Raw genomic sequence first — 18,174 nt, 5'->3', positions numbered from 1 at the left:
CCCTACTCTACTTACTAATCAAAATATTATTGTAATGACATTTTGAAATTCAAAAAATGCTCATTATAATCATTTAAAATATCTTTACCCAAATCTTTATAGACTTCAAGCCTACTTTGTGTTTCTTTTGAAGGATAAAACCTTTGATCATTTTTAATTTCTTTCGGTAAACGCTTTTTAGCCGCTTCATTCGGCGTCGCATAACCGACCCATTCAGTATTTTGCTTACTGTTTTTTGGGTCTAACAAGAAATTAATAAACTGATACGCACCTGCTTGGTTTTGTGCAGTTTTTGGGATTACCATCGTATCGAACCACAAGTTAGAGCCTTCTTTTGGGACGACATAGTCAAATTCAGGATTCTCTTGTACAATCGGTGCTGCAGTACCACTCCATACGACTGCGATATTCGCTTCGTGTTGTTCTAACATCATCGTTACTTCATCACCGACAATCCCTTTGACTTGAGGGGCTAAATGCGCTAAATCCGTTTCCGCTTCATCTAAACGTTTCGGATTCGTTTCATTTAAGCTGTAGCCGAGTTTATTCAAACTTAAGCCCATCACTTCCCTCGCACCATCCACTAATATGATATCATTTTTAAACTTCGGATTATATAAACTTCTCCAACTTGAAAAATCATCATGTGGATAGGCGTCTTTATTATAAAGTATACCCACTGTACCGAAGAAGTAAGGTATAGAATAACGATTATGTTTATCATAATCCATATTCATGTAATTTTTATCTAAATATTTCATGTTTGGCAGCTTGCTATGATCTAGAGGAACTAATAAATCATCCTTTTTCATCTTTTGAACCGTATATTCACTTGGAAATGCGACATCATAATGCGTACCGCCATTACGAATTTTTGCTTCCATCGCTTCGTTTGAATCAAACGTTTCATAAATCACTTGAATGCCAGTTTCTTTCTCAAACTTATCGATTAACTCTGGGTCGATATATTCTCCCCAGTTATACACATAAAGTTTCTTGCCTGATGCTTGATGTGCTTCACTGCCATACCATTTACTGATCCCTAAACAAATGACTCCTATCACCAGTGCACCGATAATCAATTGTAAAAATCGCTTCATCGCAGTACACCTCGTTTCAAGGACAAGCGGCGTTTTGTATAACGCTGAATCATATAGTATCCGATAATACCAATGATGATAACGCCAAAGATTAACGTTGAAATCGCATTGATTTCCATACTAATACCTTTACGTGCCATCGCATAAATTTCTACTGATAACACACTAAAACCATTACCTGTCACAAAGAAGCTGACAGTAAAGTCGTCTAATGAGTATGTCAATGCCATAAAGAAACCAGCCATAATCGCAGGCATCAAATTCGGAATCATGACACGATTTAAAATCTGCCATTCTGTTGCGCCTAAATCTCTCGCAGCCACAAACATATTTTGATTCATATCATAAAGTTGCGGCAACACAATAATGACTACAATCGGAATACAAAACGCAATATGCGAAATTAAGACCGTCCAAAAGCCCAGCCCCATTCCTGTAAAATGACCGATAGCAGTAAACATAATTAAGAATGACGCTCCGATTACTACATCAGAAGAGACCAATAACACATTATTTAACGTCATAAATGTCAATTTCAAACGTTTCTGACGTAAATGATACAGCGCAATAGCACCAAACGTACCAATTACAGTAGACACGGCTGCAGCTAATAATGCCACCGCAATCGTATTGAATAAGATAGCCATTAAACGATCATCTTGAAATAAACTTTGATAATGTTCTAACGTGAAGCCTTCAAAATGAATCATATTGCCGCCTGAATTAAAGGAATATACCATTAAGAAGATAATCGGTACATATAAGCCGATGACTAATAACCAAAGATAGACTTTGCCATACCATGTCATGATCTGCGTCCTCCTTCGTTGCCTGATTTCGTGATGACTAACACGAACGCCATAAATAAGATTAAAACAATCGCAATGGTTGAACCCATGCCGTAGTTTTGAATCACTAAGAATTGTTCTTCAATAGATGTCCCGATATTAATCACTTTGTTACCCGCAATTAAACGCGTAATCATGAACAGTGACAAAGCTGGAATAAACGTGACTTGAATTCCAGAGAGTACGCCTTCTTTCGTCAAAGGTAAAATGACTTTTAAAAACGTCGTCCAACGATTGGCACCGAGGTCTGTAGACGCTTGAATTAAATTCTCAGGAATCGTCTTCATGCTATTGAAAATCGGTAAAATCATAAATGGGATATAAATATAACTCGCAACGATAATAAACGCAGACGCAGTAAATAATAGTTCCATATGAGGAAGATGCATCACATTTAATATTTGATTGATAATACCATCATGACTCAAAATCCCGATAAATGCATACGTCTTGAGAAGTAAATTAATCCACGTCGGAATAATTAATATTAAAATCCACATGTTTTGATGTACAGATTGACGAATAAAATAGGCTGCTGGATAACTGATAATCAATGTGACGAGCGTAATGATGGCCGCATATAGAATAGAAATCCCCATCATTTTGACATAACGCATACTTAAAATCTGTTGATAGTTCGTCAAACTGAAATGGCCTTGGTTATCTAAAAATGAGAAATATACTAATAAAATTACTGGAATGATAATAAAACCTACCATCCAAATCATATAAGGAACCATTAAGTATTTATTTAATTTTGTCATCGTTTAGTCCTCATAACTTTCAATACGTTTATCAAATTCCGCTTCTGTTTCACCTGGCACCATGATATGAATCGCATCTGGTTCAAAATACAAACCGACTGTATCTCCGACCTTCGCTTTCTTTGTCGTTTGAATCATCCATTCATAACCTTCTTGGTCCTGACATGTGACTTCATAATGCACACCTCTAAACAAGGTAGACTTCACAACTGCTTTAAATAAACCTTGAGTTTGATTTGTAATTAAAATATCTTCAGGACGAATGACTACTTCGATTTTAGTCCCTTCAGGAATTCCCATATCCACACATTCAATTTCTTTATCATAAATATTTACTAAACGATCTCGCACCATCGTACCTTCGATAATATTAGATTCACCGATAAAGTCAGCCACAAAGCGATTGACCGGTTCGTCATAAATATTAATCGGTGTATCAAATTGTTGGATTTTACCTGCTTTGATAACCGCAATATAATCACTTAAGGCTAGTGCTTCTTCTTGATCATGTGTGACAAAGATAAATGTGATGCCTAAACGTTTTTGAAGTGCACGTAATTCATACTGCATTTCTGTACGCAACTTTAAATCTAAGGCAGATAGAGATTCATCTAACAATAAGATCTTAGGTTCATTCACAATGGCACGCGCAATCGCCACACGTTGTTTTTGTCCACCACTCATTTCATCAATCGTACGTTGCTCATAACCTTCTAATTTTACGAGCTTCAAAGCTTCAGCCACTTTCACTTTAATCGCTTTGTTTGATAGTTTCTTCAATTTCAAACCAAAAGCAATGTTTTCATACACATTTAAATGTGGAAATAACGCATAATCTTGAAAGACTGTGTTTACTTGACGTTTATTAGCTGGAATCCCATTGATATTACGGTTTCCGTATAATACGTCTCCTGAATCTGCTTGTTCAAAACCTGCAATAATTTTTAAAATGGTTGTTTTACCACATCCCGAAGGACCTAGTAAGGTATAAAATTTTCCTTCTTCGAAATCAATAGAGATATCGTCTAAGATGGTTTTGCCATCGTATTGTTTACTCACTCCTAATAACGTTAATAGCGACATATGTTCTTTCCTCCTATAAGTACGATGCAGTAACCACCATCATGGCTTTCGTTTCTGTATCAGTTTGATTAGACAACTGATGTTTATCATGTGCTTTAAAATAAAGCGCATCTCCTGCTTTGGCATGATAGACATGTTCTCCAAGTGTTAAAGTCAGCTCTCCTTCTAAACAATATATGAATGTATCTGAATCAGAAGGTTTAAAATTTTTATATGCAGTATGCGGATGTAATTGAATAAATAACGGTTCCATCTCAAATTCATTCGAACGGGCAATCGGCCACGTTAAAATATAACCTTCATCATATTCGTCATAGACCGTTTGTTCATCCTTTGGATACAACACCTTCTCTGCTTCTTTTTCTTTAAAAAAAGTCTCTGGTGATGTTCCGAGCACTTCTAATAATTGTAGAAAGGTTTCCATACTTGGTGAGGATTGTCCGCTTTCTATTTGTGAAATATAGCCTTTAGATAAATCTGTCCGCTCTGCTAATTCTTCTTGTGTCAGCTGTTTGATTTTACGTAAATTACGTAATTTCAATCCAATATTCATGAATGACCTCACTCTCTTGCTTAAAAAATGACATAAAAAAAGCACAGTTCTGTTTAGTATTAGTAAACTTTAAGTTTAACGCTTACTAAAAATAACAGAACTGCACCTGATTTACAATATAATTTTAATCATTTGCACTAAATTTTTTAGTTTCAGTTTCGTTTTTGATACGTTTGATCGCACGATAGCTATTATAGCCGCTGCCTTTTTCAAAATCATCTAAGATATTCTTCTCATCTGCTTTACCTGGAACGACCTTTTTAAAGTTGCGATAAGCATTCATAAAGTCATCTCTGTCGACTTGACGTTCATAATAATCTTCAACACGATTAAAGAAATGAATCACATCTATCATTTCTTCTTGAGACCAATCGACATCAATAGGATATTGATATTCCATATATATATTCCTCCTATCTATTTGATTTCAGCCATATTATAACATGTATGATAAAAAAACCGCCGAGCTTAAAAGCCCGACGGTTTCAGTTTATATGCTTATTCTAATGTTGGGTGTTATTACATAGTGTGGATTGGTAATCCAAGTGCTTTTTCAGCTGCTTCCATGCTCATTTCACCTAATGTTGGGTGAGCATGTACTGTTAATGCGATATCTTCAGCATTCATACCAGCTTCAATTGCTAGACCTAATTCAGAGATGATGTCAGAAGCACCTGCACCAACAATTTGTGCACCTACTAATGTGTCATCTTCTTTAAGTGTGATCAATTTAACGAAACCAGTAGTATCGTTTAATGATAACGCACGGCCGTTTGCTGCGTAAGGGAATTTAGAAGCTTTATATTCTAAACCTTCTTCTTTCGCTTGCGCTTCAGAAAGACCTACTGTTGCGATTTCTGGTTCAGTGAAGCATACTGCAGGCATACCGATGTAATCTACTGCTGATTTTTCACCAGAAATTGCTTCAGCTGCTACTTTACCTTCATAGCTTGCTTTATGAGCAAGTGGTAAACCAGGAACGATATCACCGATAGCATAGATGTTATCAAGTGAAGTACGGCTTTGTTCGTCAACTTCTAATAAACCGCGGTCTGCGAATTTAAGACCTAATTCTTCAAGACCCATTTCATCAGTGTTTGGACGACGACCTACTGTAACTAATACGTAATCAGCGTCGATTGTTTTTTCTTCGCCTTTAGCTTCGTAAGTTACTTTAACGCCGTTTTCTGTTTCTTCAGCAGATTTAGCCATTGCTTCAGTAACAATTTCCATACCTTTTTCTTTCATTTTTTTCTTAACAGGTTGTGTTAATTGTTTTTCGAAACCGCCTAAGATATCTTTAGCGCCTTCTAAGATAGTAACTTCTGTACCGAAGTTCGCAAATGCTGTACCTAATTCAGAACCGATGTAACCGCCACCTACAACAACTAATTTCTTAGGTGCTTCTTGTAAGTTTAACGCACCAGTTGAATCGATTACGCGTTCGCCGAATTTGAAATTAGGAATTTCAATCGGTCTAGAACCTGTTGCGATAATCGCATGTTTGAAGTTGTAAGTTTGAGCGCTTTTTTCGTCCATTACACGTAAGCTGTTTTTGTCGTGGAAGTAAGCTTCACCTTTGACAATTTCAATTTTGTTTCCTTTTAATAGACCTTCAACGCCGCCTGTTAATTTGTTAACTACAGACTTTTTGAACTCTTGAACTTTTTCGAATTTAAGTTCAACGTCTTTAGCGATGATACCTAGATCTTCAGAGTTTTTAGACTCTTGGAATACGTGTGATACGTGTAATAACGCTTTAGATGGGATACATCCTACGTTAAGACATACACCGCCTAATTCGCCTTTCTCAACGATTGTCACTTTTTGACCTAATTGTGCTGCGCGGATTGCGGCAACATAACCGCCAGGACCTGCTCCGATTACAATAGTATCTGTTTCAATTGGAAAATCACCAACTACCATGTTTTACCCCTCCATTAATAATAATTCTGGATTATTTAATAAACGTTTGATGTGGTTCATTGCGTTTTGACCAGTAGCTCCGTCAATTTGTCTGTGGTCAAAGCTTAATGATAATGCTAATACAGGTGCTGCAACAATTTCCCCATCCTTAACAATAGGTTTTTGTGCAATACGACCAATACCCAAGATAGCAACTTCTGGGTGATTGATTACTGGTGTGAACCATTGGCCGCCTGCTGAACCGATGTTACTGATTGTGCATGATGCACCTTTCATTTCGTCAGAAGTCAATTTACCGTCACGTGCTTTAACAGCAAGTTCGTTAATTTCATCTGAGATTTCGAACATTGATTTACGATCAGCGTGTTTAACAACCGGTACTAATAAACCGCGGTCTGTATCTGCAGCGATACCGATGTTCCAGTAGTGTTTGTGTATTACTTCACCGTTTGCATCATCAAATTCAGTATTTAATGCTGGGTATTTCTTAAGTGCTGATACTAATGCTTTAACAACATATGGTAAGAATGTTAATTTAGTACCTTGTTCCGCAGCAATTTCTTTGAATTTCTTACGGTGATCCCATAATGCTTGAACTTCCACTTCGTCCATTAATGTTACGTGAGGCGCAGTGTGTTTAGAGTTAACCATTGCTTTCGCAATCGCTTTACGCATTGCAGGGATTTTTTCACGAGTTTCTGGGTATTCGCCTTCAGCTGATACTGGTGCTGCAGCTGTTTCTTGTGATGCTGCTGCTTCAGTTGCTGGAGCTTCGCTAGTTTCTGCACTTGGTGCATCTCCGCTTAAGTAAGCTTCAACGTCAGCTTTAGTGATACGGCCGTTTTTACCAGAACCTTGAACTGCTTTGATATTTACATTGTTTTCACGTGCAAATTTACGTACAGAAGGCATTGCTTTAACTCTTCTGTTTTCATCTACTTCTTCGTCAGCAGCTGGTGCTACGTTTGAAGTATCTTGTTCTGAAACTGATTGTGCTTGATCTTTAGTTTCTTCTTGGCCTGCATCTTCTTCTTGAGCAGAATCGTTACTGTGTCCGCCTTTGAATGACATTTCTTCAGCGTCTGGAGAATCAATTTTGATAATTGTGTCGCCAACGACTGCTACAGTTCCTTCTTCTACAACAACTTCTTCGATTGTACCGTTAACTGGAGAAGGGATTTCTACAACAGATTTGTCGTTTTGTACTTCACATAGAATATCGTCTTCTTGGATTTCGTCTCCAGCTTTTACAAACCACTTAACAATTTCACCTTCGTGGATACCTTCACCAATATCGGGTAATTTAAATTCAAATGCCACGTTCTTGTCCTCCTAAAAGTCAATTTAAGTCACATAAACCAGCACAAAACAATTGATTAAAACAAAAGTGTCTTCAAGTCTGTACATAAGCCTTGATTAAACTACTGATAATATAATCAATTTGATGTTCTAGTTTATAGTTTGACATAAAACTTGATTTCGTTTCAATGAAATCTATCTTCAATTTATTTTTACTACTTCATAACAAACCATTTGCCCTTGCAAAGTACATGAGATCGCAAGAGCAAATTTGGTTGTCTGACTTATGGAAAGCTGAAGTGTTGCTTCAACTATACCCATAAGTTCATTTAAATATGCCGACTCACGCTCTATTAAACAATTAGAAGTTTAAAGTAGCTTTTGCAGATTCGACGATATCGTTTTTGTTTGGTAACCAAACATTTTCCGCTTCAGTAAACGGATAAACAGTATCTGCTGCTGCAACACGTGCAATCGGAGCTTCTAATGAAAGGATTGTGCGCTCAGATAGTTCAGCTGCTACTTGTGCACCTACGCCAGCTTGACGTTGTGCTTCTTGAACTACTACTGCACGGCCAGTTTTTTCAACTGAAGCTACTAATGTATCGAAATCGATTGGTTGTACTGTACGTAAGTCGATAACTTCCGCTGATACACCATCTTTTTCAAGTTCTTCCGCTGCTTTTAATGATTCTTGAACCATTGCACCGTAAGCGATAATTGTGATGTCATCGCCTTCTTTTTTAACGTTCGCTTTACCAAGTTCAATTGTGTATTCCTCTTCAGGAACTTCTTCACGGAATGAACGGTATAATTTCATGTGTTCTAAATATACAACTGGGTCATTGCTTCTGATTGCAGAAATCAATAAACCTTTTGCATCATATGGGTTAGATGGGATAACTACTGTTAATCCTGGTGATTGTGCCAAGATACCTTCTAAGTTATCTGCGTGTAATTCTGGTGTGTGTACACCACCACCGAATGGCGCACGGATTGTAACAGGTGCAGTTTTTGTGTTACCTGAACGGAATCTTGTACGTGCAATTTGACCTGCAACAGAGTCAAATACTTCGAATACGAAACCTAAGAATTGGATTTCCATTACTGGACGGTAACCTTCTACCGTTAATCCAAGTGCTAAACCGCCGATACCTGATTCAGCAAGCGGAGTATCGAATACACGATCTTCACCGAATTCTTTTTGCAGACCTTCCGTTACACGGAATACGCCACCGTTAACACCAACGTCTTCACCAAAAAGCAAAACATTTTCATCGTTTTGAAGTTCAGTTTTAAGTGCGTTGTTAATCGCTTGTACCATTGTCATTTGTGCCATGGCTTACTTCGACTCCTTCTCTTTGTAAATTTCATACTGTTCTTTTAAGTTTTGAGGCATATCTTCGTACATGATTTCCATCAAGTCAGTAACAGTTTGTTTTTCAACTTTATCAGCTGCTTTAATTGCAGTTTTGATTTCGTCTTTTGCACGTTCGATTACTTCGTTTTCTTTTTCTTCATTCCATAAGCCTTTAGCTTCTAAGAATGCTCTGAAACGAACTAATGGGTCTTTTTTCTCCCAATCAGAATCTTCATCTGAAGTTCTGTAACGTGTTGGGTCATCCCCAGCCATTGTATGTGGACCATAACGGTAAGTCATAGTTTCAATTAATGTTGGGCCTTCACCGTTAACTGCACGATCACGTGCTTCTTTAGTTGCTTGATATACAGCTAATGGGTCCATACCGTCAACTTGAATACCAGGGATACCTACTGCGATTGCTTTTTGCGCTAATGTGATTGCAGCTGTTTGCTTGCTTCTTGGTGTCGAAATCGCGTAGTTGTTGTTTTGAATTACAAAGATTGCCGGCACTTTATAAGCCGAAGCAAAGTTGATACCTTCGTAGAAGTCACCTTGTGATGAACCGCCGTCACCTGTATAAGTGATAGCTACTGCTTTTTTACCGCGTTTTTTAAGACCTAATGCAACACCGGCAGTTTGAATATATTGTGCACCGATGATGATTTGAGGACTGAATGCGTTTACACCTTCAGGGAATTGGTTTCCTTTAAAGTGTCCTCTTGAGAATAAGAATGCTTCTGTAAGTGGTAAACCGTGCCAAATGATTTGTGGAACATCACGGTAACCTGGAAGAATCCAGTCTTCTTTCTCTAATGCATATTGTGAAGCTAGTTGTGAAGCTTCTTGACCAGCTGTTGGTGCGTAGAAGCCTAAACGTCCTTGTCTGTTTAAAGAAACAGAACGTTGGTCTAGGACACGAGTCCATACCATTCTTTCCATTAATTCAACTAATTGCTCATCAGTTAAATCAGGTACTAAGTCTTCATTCACTACTTTACCATTTTCGTCCAATACTTGGACCATCTTAAATTGTGCTTCAGTATCTTTCAATACTTGCTCAGCGTCGAATTGGGCTTGTAACTTCGGAGCCATTCAATTCACCATACCTTTCCCGTATAATAGAAAATTCATTTCATCCATAAATTAGTATAGCATAGTTTTGTATAACTGTTAAATGAATTGTAAAACTTCTGTATCACTTGTGTTAAGTACAGTTATAAGACCTGTACCAGTCATTATACTAAAACTGTATCAGTGTTGTTTATTTGATTTGTTGAGCCGCTTCCATTTGTTTTCCGCGCTCGTCACGAGTTTTGCTATATTTTTTAATTTTGTCATTTACCTCTTTATAAGAGTCGTCAATTGCTTTTGTTTTTTCATCAATCTGTGATTGTTCTGCTTGACCGTTAGTTTTTACAATGTATTCAAATAAATCTTTTTCTTTGTCTAAACTATTGTTGTAAGCTTTCGCATATTCATCATGCGCTTTATAGTTTTTCTCAAATGCTTTGTTTGTTTTTTCTATGCCGGATCTTCTTTTATCGTTTCTAATATCCTTTGTCCGCTTTTTAGCCTCTTCAAACTTTTTCTCAGATGCATCAAAAGCTTTTTCTTCTTTTTTAAATTCATCTTTACGTTCATTTACATTACTTACAATATCTTTAGAAGTTTTTACAACCTTCTGTGTATCTTTACCGTTGATTTTCTTAGCTAAATCATTTTTCTCGTTTGTAAGTTTATTTAGTTTTTCACCGACTTTTACGGCTTCGTCTTCTTTTTGTACGGCTTCTTTCAGTGTCTTGTTGTACTCTTTAATCTGATGGCTGTCTGTTGAACAAGCACCTAATAATAGAGAGGATGCAATCACTAAACCAAATGTGCTTTTAATTTTCATGCTTCAAATTACCTCCTTGGGGATTTCAATAATGATGTTAATTAATTTTAAGCGATTTCGCAAATACTTTTCTGTTCTATCCGGAAGTTTTTTGTTATATTTTATAATAAGGACGGTGTATGACATGATTACTATGAAAGATATAATCAGAGACGGACATCCGACACTTCGTGAAAAAGCTGAAGAAGTTAAATTTCCTTTATCAGATGAAGATCGTAATAAAATCAAAGAAATGCATGAATTCTTAGTCAATAGTCAAGATGATGAAATTGCACGTAAATACAATTTACGTTCAGGTGTAGGTATTGCTGCACCACAACTTAACATTTCAAAGCGTATGCTTGCTGTGCACTTACCAGATGATGGTAACGGCAAATCATACGAGTTAATGTTAATCAATCCGAAGATTGTCAGCTACAGTGTACAAGAAGCATACTTGCCTACAGGTGAAGGCTGCTTAAGTGTAGATGAAGATATTCCAGGACTTGTGCATCGCCATCATCGTATTACAGTTAAAGCAAAAGACATTGATGGCAATGATATCAACTTACGACTTAAAGGCTATATTGCTATTGTTGTACAACATGAAATCGATCATTTAGACGGTATTATGTTCTATGACCACATTGATAAAGAAAATCCACTTCAACCTCACGAAGATGCTATCCGTCTGTTTGATGAATAAACATAAATTGAGAGGTCGCATAAAGCGGCCTCTTTTTTATATACACTGCTATTTCCTTATTATATGAAGATATCTTTACGACAATGATACGTAACATTTAAACGTTCTAAACCTTCTTTAAGTTCAGGCAACATACTTTTATCCACCCACTCTGGATCATGGTTATGTCGTATAAAATGATGATTATCTGAGACATTATCTACAACTTCTTCGTATTCAAAGAACATCACAATTTCTTTCCCACGTTTTTCAAACAAAATACCTTGAAACAATTTATCTCGTCTTTCCTTTTCTCTTTTTACATCTTCAATAATTCTTTTAGCCTTACTCATTTTCCTCACCTGCTTTTAGTCTCTAAATCATTGGACCCGCTTCGTTTTCTCTTTTATATATTTTACCACACTTATTTTGACTTTCTCTTTTGGATAAACATTCCCCTAGCTTTCCTTGTCGCTAAGTAAAACCGCTTTATTTATTGAATTACATCATGTAAAATAAATAATAACTGTATATGTATGGAGAAATCTTCATGCATGACTAACTAGAACGTCATTTATAACAAACCTAGCAAACATACTGGGCAGTTAAGCTGGTATGTTGTATTTATTTTAAGAAAGAACACAATGATGAAACAAACCACAAAGAATAAACTAGGCTTGTATGAACAATAAATTAAAACAACTGAACATATTTTTAGGAGGAAACAATATATTATGGCAATTTACAAAGTATTTTATCAAGACGACAGAGCAGAAGTAATCGTGCGTGAGAACACACAAACGATTTACGTAGAAGGAAATTCAGAAGAAGAAGTAAGAAAATATCTGAAAGACCGTAATTACAATATCGAGTTCATTACTAAATTAGAGGGCGCACATTTAGAATATGAACAAAAATCTCCAGACTATCAAGTGGAGCATATCCAATAATGAAACAACTCAAAAATAATGAGGTCGGTGTATACGCAATCGGCGGTCTCGGCGAGATCGGTAAGAATACGTATGCAGTGGAGTATAAGGATGAAATCGTCCTAATCGATGCGGGTATCAAATTCCCAGACGACAATCTATTAGGTATCGATTATGTCATCCCGGATTACTCATATCTTGTTCAAAACAAAGATAAAATTATCGGCCTATTTATTACCCACGGACACGAAGACCATATCGGCGGTGTGCCCTTCTTATTAAAAGAACTTAACGTACCGATTTATGGCGGTCCTTTAGCACTTGGGTTAATCAGAAACAAATTAGAAGAACATCATTTATTAAGAACAGCTGAATTGAATGAAATTACAGAAGACAGCGTCATCAAGTCAAAACACTTCAATGTTTCATTCTATTTAACAACACACAGTATTCCAGAAGCATATGGTGTTATCGTTGGAACACCTGAAGGTAATATTGTACACACGGGTGACTTCAAATTTGATTTCACACCTGTCGGTACACCAGCTAATATTGCGAAAATGGCGAAACTCGGTGAAGAAGGCGTTTTAGCCCTTTTATCTGATTCAACGAACTCACTCGTTCCAAACTTTACTTTAAGTGAACGTGAAGTCGGCCAAAACGTCGATAAAATTTTCCGTAAATGTACAGGAAGAATTATCTTTGCGACATTCGCATCTAATATTTACCGTGTTCAACAAGCTGTAGAAGCTGCGATTAAATATAACCGTAAAATTTTAGTATTCGGCCGTTCAATGGAAAACAACATTAAAATCGGTATGGAGCTCGGTTATATCAAAGCGCCACCTGAAACATTTATCGAACCAAGCAAAATCAACTCTGTTCCTAAACACGAACTCTTGATTTTATGTACAGGTTCTCAAGGTGAACCGATGGCTGCGTTATCACGTATCGCAAACGGTACACACAAACAAATTAAAATTATTCCTGAAGATACAGTTGTCTTCAGTTCATCACCTATTCCAGGTAATACGAAAAGTATCAACCGCACAATTAATGCTTTATATCGTGCAGGCGCTGATGTTATTCACAGCAAGATTTCAAACATCCATACTTCAGGTCACGGTTCTCAAGGCGATCAACAATTAATGTTACGCTTAATCCGTCCGAAGTATTTCATGCCGATTCATGGTGAATACCGTATGTTGAAAGCACATGCGCAAACTGGCGTTGAGTGCGGTGTAAATGAAGACAACATCTTTATTTTCGATAATGGTGATGTCTTAGCCCTAACAAGAGATTCAGCACGTAAAGCTGGACGTATTCCTTCTGGCGATGTATTGGTAGATGGAAGCGGTATCGGTGATATCGGTAATGTAGTCATCCGTGACCGTAAATTACTATCTGAAGAAGGTTTAGTAATTGTCGTTGTAAGTATCGACTTCAACACAAACACATTACTTTCAGGTCCAGATATCATCTCACGTGGTTTCGTTTATATGCGCGAATCTGGTCACTTGATTTACGATGCACAACGTAAGATCAAAACTGAAGTCATTTCTAAGTTGAACCAAAACAAAGACATTCAGTGGCATCAAATCAAATCATCAATCATTGAGACATTACAACCTTACCTGTTTGAAAAAACAGCACGTAAACCAATGATTTTACCAGTGATTATGAAGGTCAATGAGAACGGTGAACAAATCACACCGACGAAAAAACCTAAATCATCTAGACCTAAACGTACAAATAAAAAACAAAACCCAAAACAAAATCAAGAACCAAAACAACACAATAGTAAAGAAAATCATAAGCATGCGACAAACAAACGTCCTTCAAATAATGGTCAGAAAAACCGTAAACCAAGAAATCATAAACCACACCATAAAAAAGAAGGCAACGCTAAACCAAAACAACAGGAAGAAAAGTCTAAACAAGACTAAGCTCCTATAAATTAAAGATAAATATAGGAAAAGCACATTCCACGCGGAATGTGCTTTTTGTTTGTATAAGGTTGTGTTAGTGGACAAGTTTTTTCTCGAAGCGATTTAAGTCGTTGTCGTGTCCAATCATAATTAAGATATCGCCAAGTTCAATATTCATATTCGGATCTGGAGAAATAATAACATCTTTATCACGTTTAATCGCGATAATATTGATACCGAAGTTTGCACGGATATCTAAATCTACAATCGTTTGACCCGCAATACGTTCATTCGCTTTGGCTTCAACAATTGAATATTCATCCGCAAGTTCCAAATAATCCAAGACACTGGCACTCGCAATATTATGCGCAATTCGACGTCCCATATCTCGTTCAGGATGGACAACTAAGTCAGCACCGATTTTATTTAAAATCTTCGCATGGTAATCATTTTGGGCTTTCGCAATAACCTTCTTAACGCCTAATTCCTTAAGAATCAGAGTTGTCAAAGTACTCGTTTGAATATTTTCACCAATCGCCACAATGACTTGATCAAAGTTACGAATCCCTAAACTTTTCATTACCGCTTCATCTGTTGTATCTGCGACTACCGCATGTGTCGCGATCTCACTATATTCATTTACGCGGGCTTCGCTTAAGTCGATAGCCATCACGTCCATGCCTAACGCATTTAATTCTCGGACTATACTGCCGCCGAAACGACCTAACCCTATCACAACGAATTCTTTTTCCATTTCTCTTACAACCTCCGCAAAAATAAAGATGAGACAAGGCTCTGTTCAATCATAGACAACCTATGATTGTGCCTCGCCTCACCTTAGACTTAATATTAATAATAACCTTCATCATTCTTACCTTCAACATAATCTTTATTGAAGATGAATAATCTCATTAAGAAAATCAGTGATGGAACAAGCATCAATAATCCAACGACTGCCGCAATGGTTAAGGCCCATGCCATCGGGTCATCTGTTTTGTGAATGTCTCCATTGATATATGGATACAAGATGTATGGCCATTTACTTAAACCATAACCTGTCACGGCTGTAGCCATTTGAATCACAACTAACATAAATGCTGTTCCAGGTGATTTTTTCATTATAGATAAAATCCAAGCTGCTAACAAGCATAATATACTGATTAAGAATAACCACCAGTATTGATTAACCGCAACATCAAAGTGTTGCTTGTTTTGACTGCGTAATGTGATGAAAGTAAATAATGATACTAAAGCCATCGGAGGACCCCAGAAAACAAACCACATACGAATAATATTATAGGCTTTCATGTTTTCTGCTTTACGTGCATAATACGCAAGGAATCCTGATGAAATATACATTACTGAAACTAAAGCTAAGAATACAACTGCCCACGCAAATGGACTAAAGAATAAATCTAACCAATTTAAATCGACACCTGTACCTGAGCTTGTTTTATGAATATAGCCGCCTTCTGAGATAACAAGTCCCATACTTAATGCAGCCGGGATGAATAATCCAGATACACTATGCAAGACGAGCCAAGAGAATTTCGAATCTGGTCCATAGTTTTGGAATGCATAGAAACTACCGCGAATCGTAAGTAAGATTAAAGCGATAGATCCTGGCACTAACAGAACCGAACCATAATAGTACGCGAAATCTGGGAAGAAACCGACAATTCCTACGGTAAAGAATACTAAGAATACGTTTGTGACTTCCCAAATCGGGTTCAGATAACGACCGATAATCGGTACTAATGTGCTTTCAGTACCTCTTAATTTCGATTGTAAAATGAAGATACCTGCACCAAAGTCAATTGAAGCAATAACGATATACAAGAATAAGAACAGATACAAAACGATCATTCCAAATGCTGTAATACTCATGATGCTTCACCTCGGCTCTCTTCTAATTTTTCCACATCTTTATATGGCGGGTTATTCTTGAACATACGGATTAATACATATGCTGCAGTGAATAAGATGATAAAGTATACGACACCAAATGCGATGGTAACACCTGGTAAACCGCCTGCATGTGTAGCTGCTTCAGACACTCTCATGTAACCTCTTAAAATCCAAGGTTGACGGCCCATTTCTGTTAAGAACCAGCCGAACTCAATCGCAAGCATAGCTGCAGGACCTGTTAATAATATGCCATACAGCAATATTTTGTGTGTTGAGAACTTACGCCATTTCTTAACTAGTCGTGTTAAGACGTAAATACCTGAAACAACGAAACAGAAGATACCGCTTGTCACCATTAAGTCAAAGAAGTAATGGACAATTAACGGCGGCTGTTCATTTTTAGGGAATTCATTTAATCCTTCAACTTCTGTATTGATATTGTTGTCAGATAAGAAGCTGAGTAATGCTGGGATTTTAATTGCACCATGCACTTCTTGATTTTTCTCATCTAGTACACCAAACAGAACTAAGTCTGCACGTTTTTCAGTATCATAATGCCATTCATATGCTGCTAATTTTTCAGGTTGTTCATTGTGTAAGAACTTCGCTGATAAGTCTCCAGCAAGCATAGAACCTAGTGTAAAGACTAAACCGACAATCATAGTCAGTTTCAATGCTTTCTTATGATATTCTCTGTCTTTTTCAAATTTATTTTTCAATAATTTAAATGCTGCAATCGCCGCTAAAATAAAGGCCATTGTCATAATTGCTGTAGTAATTACGTGGAAGGCTCTGACACCAAATGATGAGTTGAACATTGCTGCTACTGGATCAACATGAATCATTTTGCCATTTTTCAATTGGAAACCTTCAGGCGTATTCATAAATGAGTTCACTGATGTGATGAAGAAGGCAGATAATGTACCGCCTAATACCACTGGAATACTCATAATCAAATGTGTCCATTTGTTTTTGAATCGTTCCCAAGTGTAGAAATAAATACTAAGGAAAATTGCTTCAAAGAAGAATGCGAAGACTTCCATGAATAATGGCAAGGCAATCACGTGTCCTGCAATCTTCATAAATTGTGGCCAAAGCAATGACAGCTGCAACTCGATAATCGTACCTGTTACAACCCCTACCGCAACAGTTACCGCATAACCTTTGGCCCATCTCTTAGCTAATGTAATATATTTTGCGTCATTTCTTTTAACACCAAGAAATTCAGCAATTGCGAACATAAGCGGCATCCCCACACCGATAGTCGCGAAGATAATATGCACAGCTAAGGTCATGGCAGTTAAAAATCTGCTCAGTTCTACTGCTTCCATAATATCACCCTGTTTTTCTCTATATTTTTGTTACTGTCTAATGCCCGCAACGTCTCAGATGAAATGTGGAGGAAATTGTTTACACAAAATCCAAAAAAACTTGGAACATTCAAATATAGGCGATTGGCTTGATTTTTAATCGTTCCTTTAATACAGTAAACACATCAATAAAATGTAAAGGAAGATAAAACATGCCGAATGTAGTCATTTATACACAAAACGACTGTCCACCTTGTCAGTTTGTGAAAAATTATCTCGATCATCATCACATTGCATACACTGAGAAAAATATTTCAAACTCACAATACCGCAATGAAATGATAGATTTCGATGCATTTTCAACGCCATTTATCTTAATCGGTGACACACCTATGTATCAAGTGGACATAGATAAAATCAACACATTACTCGATATCGATAAAGACTGACTTAAAAATGAATGCACTCTATTTTAAATTACCTTTAAGGTAAATGATTCAAACAATTATGCTGTAATCTGCGTTCATAGACACAGTACCTTATATGTTACGCTCTCATATGCTAGTTTACAATTATTCTAATCAAGATTTTCATTATATTTATAC

General features: G+C 36.9%; 19 protein-coding genes. 4 read left to right on the top strand and 15 right to left on the bottom strand.

All coding sequences use genetic code 11. The features are described from left to right. Positions 1–26 precede the first annotated feature (26 nt). The 11 genes from HMPREF3031_RS00265 to HMPREF3031_RS00215 form a co-directional block, all read right to left on the bottom strand. Positions 27–1,100, bottom strand: coding sequence for an ABC transporter substrate-binding protein (locus HMPREF3031_RS00265; RefSeq protein WP_002480532.1), 1,074 nt, complete (start codon positions 1,098–1,100; stop codon positions 27–29). Next, on the bottom strand, positions 1,097–1,909 hold the full coding sequence (locus HMPREF3031_RS00260; protein WP_002480531.1) for an ABC transporter permease: 813 nt from the start codon (positions 1,907–1,909) through the stop codon (positions 1,097–1,099). The genes HMPREF3031_RS00265 and HMPREF3031_RS00260 overlap by 4 nt, the downstream gene beginning before the upstream one ends. Next, positions 1,906–2,712, bottom strand: a complete 807-nt coding sequence (locus tag HMPREF3031_RS00255) for an ABC transporter permease (protein ID WP_002480530.1) — start codon at positions 2,710–2,712, stop codon at positions 1,906–1,908. The genes HMPREF3031_RS00260 and HMPREF3031_RS00255 overlap by 4 nt, the downstream gene beginning before the upstream one ends. Positions 2,713–2,715: 3 nt before the next feature. After that, positions 2,716–3,795, bottom strand: a complete 1,080-nt coding sequence (locus HMPREF3031_RS00250; protein ID WP_002480529.1) for an ABC transporter ATP-binding protein — start codon at positions 3,793–3,795, stop codon at positions 2,716–2,718. 13 nt (positions 3,796–3,808) lie between these two features. Beyond that, a complete protein-coding gene (locus tag HMPREF3031_RS00245) occupies positions 3,809–4,348 on the bottom strand; it encodes a helix-turn-helix domain-containing protein (RefSeq protein WP_002480528.1) in 540 nt (179 codons plus the stop codon). 124 nt (positions 4,349–4,472) lie between these two features. Next, the gene (locus HMPREF3031_RS00240) at positions 4,473–4,748 is read right to left on the bottom strand and encodes a UPF0223 family protein (protein ID WP_002480527.1); all 276 of its coding nucleotides are present in this window, start codon (positions 4,746–4,748) and stop codon (positions 4,473–4,475) included. 119 nt (positions 4,749–4,867) lie between these two features. Then, positions 4,868–6,274, bottom strand: coding sequence for a dihydrolipoyl dehydrogenase (gene lpdA, locus HMPREF3031_RS00235; protein ID WP_002480526.1), 1,407 nt, complete (start codon positions 6,272–6,274; stop codon positions 4,868–4,870). Between the two features lie 3 nt (positions 6,275–6,277). Continuing rightward, positions 6,278–7,594: a dihydrolipoamide acetyltransferase family protein gene (locus tag HMPREF3031_RS00230; RefSeq protein ID WP_070724545.1), complete on the bottom strand. Its 1,317-nt coding sequence runs from the start codon at positions 7,592–7,594 to the stop codon at positions 6,278–6,280. A 340-nt stretch (positions 7,595–7,934) separates the two neighbouring features. Further along, on the bottom strand, positions 7,935–8,912 hold the full coding sequence (locus HMPREF3031_RS00225) for an alpha-ketoacid dehydrogenase subunit beta (protein WP_002480524.1): 978 nt from the start codon (positions 8,910–8,912) through the stop codon (positions 7,935–7,937). Positions 8,913–8,915: 3 nt separating this feature from the next. Then, positions 8,916–10,028: a pyruvate dehydrogenase (acetyl-transferring) E1 component subunit alpha gene (gene pdhA / locus HMPREF3031_RS00220; RefSeq protein WP_002480523.1), complete on the bottom strand. Its 1,113-nt coding sequence runs from the start codon at positions 10,026–10,028 to the stop codon at positions 8,916–8,918. Positions 10,029–10,197: 169 nt separating this feature from the next. Further along, a complete protein-coding gene (locus HMPREF3031_RS00215; protein ID WP_002480522.1) occupies positions 10,198–10,830 on the bottom strand; it encodes a YkyA family protein in 633 nt (210 codons plus the stop codon). A gap of 124 nt (positions 10,831–10,954) precedes the next feature. Here HMPREF3031_RS00215 and def point away from each other — a divergent pair, with 124 nt between their 5' ends. Then, positions 10,955–11,515 (top strand): peptide deformylase, encoded by a 561-nt coding sequence (gene def / locus HMPREF3031_RS00210; RefSeq protein ID WP_002480521.1) that lies wholly within the window; start codon positions 10,955–10,957, stop codon positions 11,513–11,515. Positions 11,516–11,574: 59 nt separating this feature from the next. On the opposite strand, the gene HMPREF3031_RS00205 is transcribed toward def, so the two are convergent. Further along, complete coding sequence (locus HMPREF3031_RS00205; RefSeq protein WP_002480520.1) at positions 11,575–11,847, bottom strand: hypothetical protein; 273 nt, start codon at positions 11,845–11,847, stop codon at positions 11,575–11,577. 381 nt (positions 11,848–12,228) lie between these two features. Here HMPREF3031_RS00205 and HMPREF3031_RS00200 point away from each other — a divergent pair, with 381 nt between their 5' ends. Further along, entirely contained in the window at positions 12,229–12,444 is a 216-nt protein-coding gene (locus tag HMPREF3031_RS00200) for a DNA-dependent RNA polymerase subunit epsilon (RefSeq protein WP_002480519.1), read from the top strand. Beyond that, positions 12,444–14,369 (top strand): ribonuclease J1, encoded by a 1,926-nt coding sequence (gene rnjA, locus HMPREF3031_RS00195; protein WP_002480518.1) that lies wholly within the window; start codon positions 12,444–12,446, stop codon positions 14,367–14,369. Before HMPREF3031_RS00200 ends, rnjA begins: the two co-directional genes overlap by 1 nt. A gap of 76 nt (positions 14,370–14,445) precedes the next feature. On the opposite strand, the gene HMPREF3031_RS00190 is transcribed toward rnjA, so the two are convergent. From HMPREF3031_RS00190 to HMPREF3031_RS00180, 3 genes are all read right to left on the bottom strand, one after another. Then, positions 14,446–15,105: a potassium channel family protein gene (locus HMPREF3031_RS00190; RefSeq protein ID WP_002480517.1), complete on the bottom strand. Its 660-nt coding sequence runs from the start codon at positions 15,103–15,105 to the stop codon at positions 14,446–14,448. A 95-nt stretch (positions 15,106–15,200) separates the two neighbouring features. Then, complete coding sequence (locus tag HMPREF3031_RS00185; RefSeq protein ID WP_002480516.1) at positions 15,201–16,238, bottom strand: cytochrome d ubiquinol oxidase subunit II; 1,038 nt, start codon at positions 16,236–16,238, stop codon at positions 15,201–15,203. Then, entirely contained in the window at positions 16,235–17,590 is a 1,356-nt protein-coding gene (locus HMPREF3031_RS00180; RefSeq protein ID WP_002480515.1) for a cytochrome ubiquinol oxidase subunit I, read from the bottom strand. Before HMPREF3031_RS00180 ends, HMPREF3031_RS00185 begins: the two co-directional genes overlap by 4 nt. Before the next feature lie 191 nt (positions 17,591–17,781). Between HMPREF3031_RS00180 and HMPREF3031_RS00175 the strand changes: the two genes are divergently transcribed. Next, complete coding sequence (locus HMPREF3031_RS00175; RefSeq protein ID WP_002480514.1) at positions 17,782–18,018, top strand: glutaredoxin family protein; 237 nt, start codon at positions 17,782–17,784, stop codon at positions 18,016–18,018. The last annotated feature ends 156 nt before the right edge of the window (positions 18,019–18,174 follow it).

Origin of the sequence: Staphylococcus sp. HMSC072B07, from assembly GCF_001815505.1 — a bacterium.
In the GTDB taxonomy this organism is placed as follows: domain Bacteria; phylum Bacillota; class Bacilli; order Staphylococcales; family Staphylococcaceae; genus Staphylococcus; species Staphylococcus simulans.
This window is presented reverse-complemented; position numbering and strand designations above follow the sequence as displayed.